3 protein-coding genes and 2 pseudogenes are annotated in these 5,627 nt (G+C 73.5%); all 5 read left to right on the forward strand.

Features of this window, described 5'->3' with window-relative positions; translation table 11 throughout:
- Positions 1-354, forward strand: a pseudogene (locus P1P75_RS39105) (DegT/DnrJ/EryC1/StrS aminotransferase family protein); the annotation flags it as partial.
- 64 nt (positions 355-418) lie between these two features.
- Positions 419-2,995, forward strand: a complete 2,577-nt coding sequence (locus P1P75_RS39110; RefSeq protein ID WP_319264351.1) for a lipopolysaccharide biosynthesis protein — start codon at positions 419-421, stop codon at positions 2,993-2,995.
- A gap of 156 nt (positions 2,996-3,151) precedes the next feature.
- Positions 3,152-4,924: a glycosyltransferase gene (locus P1P75_RS39115; protein WP_319264353.1), complete on the forward strand. Its 1,773-nt coding sequence runs from the start codon at positions 3,152-3,154 to the stop codon at positions 4,922-4,924.
- Positions 4,921-5,346: a hypothetical protein gene (locus P1P75_RS39120; protein ID WP_319264355.1), complete on the forward strand. Its 426-nt coding sequence runs from the start codon at positions 4,921-4,923 to the stop codon at positions 5,344-5,346. The genes P1P75_RS39115 and P1P75_RS39120 overlap by 4 nt, the downstream gene beginning before the upstream one ends.
- Positions 5,347-5,424: 78 nt before the next feature.
- Positions 5,425-5,627: pseudogene (locus P1P75_RS39125) on the forward strand (hypothetical protein); the annotation flags it as partial.

Raw genomic sequence — 5,627 nt, forward strand, 5'->3', positions numbered from 1 at the left:
GGTGGTGCCGGTGGGGCCGACGGCGCTGGGGTGGCCGGTCCCGGTGGTTCCGGCGCGCGGCAGGTTGCTCAACCCCTCTTCCGCGTACCCCTCTTCGTCGCCGACCGGGATGCCTCGATCGCGGCTCTCGCGCGGCGCGGGATCGTCGTCGGATATCTCTACGACCCGCCGCTCGACGACTACGCGGGCGCCGGCTTCACCGACCTCTCGCCGGATCCGGCAGGGGCCCGCTGGTTCGCCCGGCACGCGCTGCCGGTCGATCCGTTGCGGGCGCGGCAGGTCATCGACGTACTGGAGGAGTCCGGCGCGCGGCCGGCCGAGGCGCCGGGAGGGCTGGAGCCGACCCGTGGCTGACACGCAGGCCGGAACACACGCCGGAACACACGCCGGGACGCGGGCAGGGACGCATGCCGCGACCGTGGCCGGAACACAGGCCGCGGCCGAAGCCGGGGCACCCGTCGGAACGAGGACCGGAACAGTCGCCGGAACCGGAACCGGAACCGGAGCCGGGACCGGACCGGGTGGCGGGCGGGGCTCCGACTCGCTGTTCCGGAACGCCTACTTCCTGATGCTCAGCACCGGTGTCTCCGCCGTCCTCGGCCTCGGCTTCTGGCTCGTGGCCGCCCGCTACTACACCGAGGAGGCCGTGGGGCAGGGCTCCGCAGCGATCGCCGCGATGCGCCTGCTGGCCAGCATCACGGCGACGACGATGATCGGCGCGGTCGTCCGCTTCGTCCCGCGCGCGGGACGCGCCACCGGCTCCTTGGTGTGGCGGACGTACGCGGCGAGTTCGGTCGTCGTCACCATCGCCGCCGTCGTCTTCCTCCTCACGCTCGACCTGTGGGGGGCGTCGTACGCGCCGCTCGGCACGACGGCCGCGGGGGCGGCGTTCGTCGTCGCGTGCGTGGCCTGGGCGCTGCTCACCCTCCAGGACGGCGTGCTGACCGGACTGCGCAGATCCGGCTGGGTCCCGGTCGGCAACGCGGTGTTCTCGATCGGCAAGCTGGTCCTGCTGATCATCTTCGCCACCGCGCTGCCGGCGCTCGGGATCTTCGTGTCCTGGGCCGCCGCGATCGCCTTCTCGACCCTGCCGCTGGGCTGGCTCATCTTCCGCAGGCTCATCCCGCGCCAGGCCGCCGCCGACCGAGGCCTGGAACCGCCCAAGGTCCGTGAGATGGGCCGGTTCCTGGCCGGGGACTCGCTCGGCGCGCTGTTCAGCCTGGCGATGATCAACCTGCTGCCGGTGATGGTCGCCGTCCGCTTCAGCGCGGCGGAGAACGGCTACTTCTACGTGGCGTACACCGTCGGCGGCACGATGGAGTTCATGGCCATCAACATGGCCTCCTCCCTCACCGCGCATGCCTCGCACGACCCGCGTCAGCTCGCCGACGGCGTCCGTGGGGCGCTGCGCCGTATGACGCTGCTGTTGGTGCCGGTGGTGCTGGTGCTGGTGGTGTTCGCGCCGCACATCCTGCTGCCGTTCAACGAGGACTACGCCGAACACGGCACCACCGTGCTGCGGTTGCTGGCCGCCGGGGCGCTGCCGCGGGTCGTGGTGGAGATGTACATCGGGGTGTTGCGCGTGCAGGGCCGTACCGGTGTGCTCGCCGCGCTCCAGGGCGCCATGTGCACGCTGGTGCTGGGCAGCGCGGCCGTGCTGTTCACTCCGGCGGGCATCGCGGGCGCGGGCTGGGCGGTGCTGCTGAGCATGTCGCTGATCGCCGTGGTGTCGGTCTTCGGGCTGAAGGCGGCGCTCCGTGAGACGAGCCGGGCGCCCGCCACCGGCCCGGCCGATGCCCGGCCCGCCGACCGGGCCAGCCCGGTCACCGTCACCGCCGGCGGCACGCCGCCGGAGGACGGCGCCCGCTGGGCCCGGCTGAACCCCACCGCCGGGTACGGCACGAGTTGGGCGCGCCGGGCGGCGTACGAGCGAGGGGCCTCCGACGAGGACACCGTCGCGCTGTTCATCGGGCGCCCCGGCTACGAACGCGAGGCACTCCAGGCGGACACGCTCGCGGTGATCGTCCGCCCGCACAAGGGCACACCCGCGGCCGGCCCGCACGAGGGCACACCCGCGGCCGGCCCGCACACGGACAGGGACACGCACACGGACAGGGATACGGACACACCGCCGGTGGAGCGCGGCGAGACCCCCCGCGGACCGGCACCCGGCCAGGAGGGGGACGGCCTTTGTTCCGAGCGCGGACAGCGCCGGCTGCGTGCCGGACTGTGGAGCCTCCTCGCCCTCGCCACGGTGTCCTACGTCGTGTCGTTGCGGAACCTCCCCTGGCTCGGCGGACGGCTCTCGGGCGGTCTCGCCGAGCCGTTGAGCGGGCGCGGGATGCTGGGCGTGCTGCCCGGTCCTGCGCTGTTCGCCGGGGGAGCGCTGCTCCTGCTGTTCGTGGCGGCCGTGACGCTGCGGGTGCGGCGCGATGTGTGGCTGCCGGGTACGGCACTGGGGGCCGTCGCCCTCGCGCTGTACGTCGTACCTGTCGCCCTCGGACGGGAACCACGGGCACTGGGTGGGGCGTTCTATACCCAAACGGCGGATTTCTTCGCGCAGACCCTGGGCCTCCCCGGGCCCGACCCGCTGCTGCGCTGGGTGCCGCCCGTCTGCCAGCTGCTGAGTCTGGTGCTGCTGTGGCTGCTGCTCGACCGCGTCGACCGGCGCATCGGCGACCGTCCGGCCGGGTGGCTGCCGTGGGCGGCGCGCTGGGGAGTCGTCTATCTCGTCGCCGTGGGGGGCTGGGCGGGGAGAGAGGCGCTGGCGCCCGCCGCGCTGCCGCTGCTCGGCCTGCTGTTCCTGCTCGTCCTGCTCCTGTCCCTCCACCGCGCCGAGCCGCCGCCGGAACCCGCACCGGATCCGCACCTGTCACGGGTGGGCGACAGAGGCGCCGTAAGCAGCGCCGTAAGCAGTGCCGTCAGCGGACCACCCGCCACCGCCCGTACCAGCGCCCCGTCCAGCGCCCCGTCCAGGGCACCGTCCAGCGACTGAACCAGCTCAGAGCCGAACCGCCAGGGGGGAACCGTCGTGCGTCCGCCAGCCACTCCACGCGAGAGATCCGACCCGGACCCCGTGAGCGTCCCGGCCGCACAGGAACAGGCCGCACAGGAACCGGCCGGCCCGGCCAGCCCGGCAGGAGCCGAGCCCGTGCACGACCTGTCCGACCTGCCGCCCGGACGCCCCTGGTGGCACGCCGCCTCGCACCCCGCGCCCGCGCTGCTCGTCGCGCTCGCCCTGTGGGGCTGGGCGATGACCCACACCGACGTCTCCGACCTCGACGACTTCGGCCTCGTCACCGCCCTGCACCCCACCTTCTGGGCGGGGCTCGCGCTGCTCACCGTCGGCTTCTGGGGCACCCTGCGCGGCCCGCGCCGCCACCCCGTCTGGGCGTCGGCGTACGTCGTGGGTCTGCTGGTGATGGAGCGTGCCACACAGGCGGTGCTCTACCCGACGCCCCTCTACGCCTGGGCGTGGAAGCACGACGCGGTCGTCGACCACCTGCTGACGGCGGGCCGGCTGGAGAACGCGGACGCGATCGGCGACATGGCCGTCTACGACCAGTGGCCCGGCTTCTTCGCCGCCCAGGCCACGCTGGTGCGGCTGCTGGGCGTGGACTCGGCCGCACAGTTCATGGCGTGGTGGCCGCTGGTCTCCGGCCTGACGCTGTTGCTGCCGCTGCTGCTGCTCTACCGCACCTTCACCGAGGACCGGCGGCTGATCTGGACGGGCGTCTGGCTCTTCTGTGTCGCCAACTGGGTCGGCCAGGACTACTTCTCGCCCCAGTCCGTGGCCTTCGCCCTGCACCTCGGCGTGCTGGCCGTCGTCCTGCGCCGCTACGGCCGGCCCGGCCAGTCGGCCGCGCGGCAGCGGCAGGCCGTGTGGACGGTGCTGCTCACGGTGCTGGTGGTGGCCGTGGTCATCTCGCACCAGCTCACGCCGGGCATGCTGATCGTGTCGCTGGCCGCCCTCTTCCTCACCCGCCACTACCGCGACAAGGTTCCGCTGGTCACGACCGTGGTCATCTTCCTGGCGTGGTGCCTCACGGCCGCCCTGCCCTTTCTCTCGGCGGCGCTGCCCGACATGATCCGCTCGATCGGCGACATCGGCGGCAACGTCTCCACCGGCTACGGCGCCACCCCGACCGGCACAGGCGCGGTGACGACGTCCTGGGTCGCCCGGCTGCTGTCGGCGTCGGTGCTGCTGCTCGCGGTGGTGGGCGTGCTGCGTCAGCCGGTGCTGCGCCACCGCGCGATGCCGCTGTTGCTGATCGCGGCGGCCCCCCTGCCGATGCTCGGGGCGAGCAGCTACGGCAGCGAGATGATCTTCCGGGTGCTGATGTTCATGCTGCCCGGCGCCGCCTTCTTCGCCGCGGCGGCCCTCCTGCCGCAGGTGCGCACCCTGACGGCGATGGAGAGGACCCGCCGGACCGAGCCCCGCCGCTATGCGTGGCTCCCGCCGCTCGCGCTCCTCGCCGGCACCCTCGCCTTCGTGCCGAGCTACTCCGGCAAGGACCGCGTCAGCTACTTCCCGCCGGCCGAGGTGGATCTGGTGCGGCAGGTCGTCGACCAGGCACCGGACGCCTCCCTGGTCGTGGCGGCCGACCGCAACCATCCGCTGGCGTTCGCCGACTACTGGAGAGTGGACCACTACTGGTTCCTCGACGACGACCGCGAGCACGTCGACGCCATCGTGCGCGATCCGGCGGCGACGCTCGCCCGGGACATGTCCGCCGTGGAGTCGCCCGGCCGCGCCTATCTGCTGTTCAGCCGCGGCCAGTTCGCCGACTCCGAAATGAACGGGCTGCTCACGAAGGGTCAGTTGGACCGCATCCGGCAGTCCGTCGCCGCCTCCTCCCTCTTCGAACGGGTGGCGGGGAACGACGCCGGGGTGGCCTACGTTCTGAAGGAGACGGGCCGATGACACCGCGGGAACTGGTCGTACGGGCGCTGCCCCCGTTCGGCGGCTGGCTGGCGCTGTCCGCGCTCGCGCTGCCCGACGGCTCAGCGCTGCGGGGCGCGGCCATGGTCGCCTTCCTGACGGCCGGGCCGGGCGCCGCCGTGCTGAGAATCTGCGGTCCCGCGCTGGCGGTGGTCCCCGCCGCGGGGCCCGTGGAGCGCCGGGACCCGGCCTTCGAGCGCCACTCCGACCAGCTCGAACGGCTGATGCTGACCGTCTTCGTGAGCGTGGCCCTCGTCCTGCTCGCCGGGACGGTGTTCATCGCCACGCACGCCTTCAGCGCGCAGCGCGTCCTGCTGACGCTCACGCTGCTCACCACGGCAGCCGCGTTCTGCCCGCGGCTGCGGGCCTCCCCGCCGAGGACTGCGAAGGGTACTGCTACGTGAGCCTGCTCCACCCCGGCGACGACGGCCGCGCCCCGCGCGAGAACAGCCGGTCCGGCGACGACGGCCGCACCCAGCCGAATGGCCGCGCTCAGCCGAACGGCCGCGCCCAGCCGGACAGCCGCTCGCCCGGCGGCAAGACAGGCCGCGGTCCCCGCGACGGCGATCGCCGAGGCCTCCGTCACGGCGAAGGCCGCCGCCAAGACGACCGCCGTGCACACCGCCACCGTCGCCCGCACGACCTCCGCGGGATCACCCCCCACACCCCCCGCACACCCCGCGCA

The organism is Streptomyces sp. ID05-39B (assembly GCF_033794725.1).
GTDB classification, from domain to species: domain Bacteria; phylum Actinomycetota; class Actinomycetes; order Streptomycetales; family Streptomycetaceae; genus Streptomyces; species Streptomyces bobili.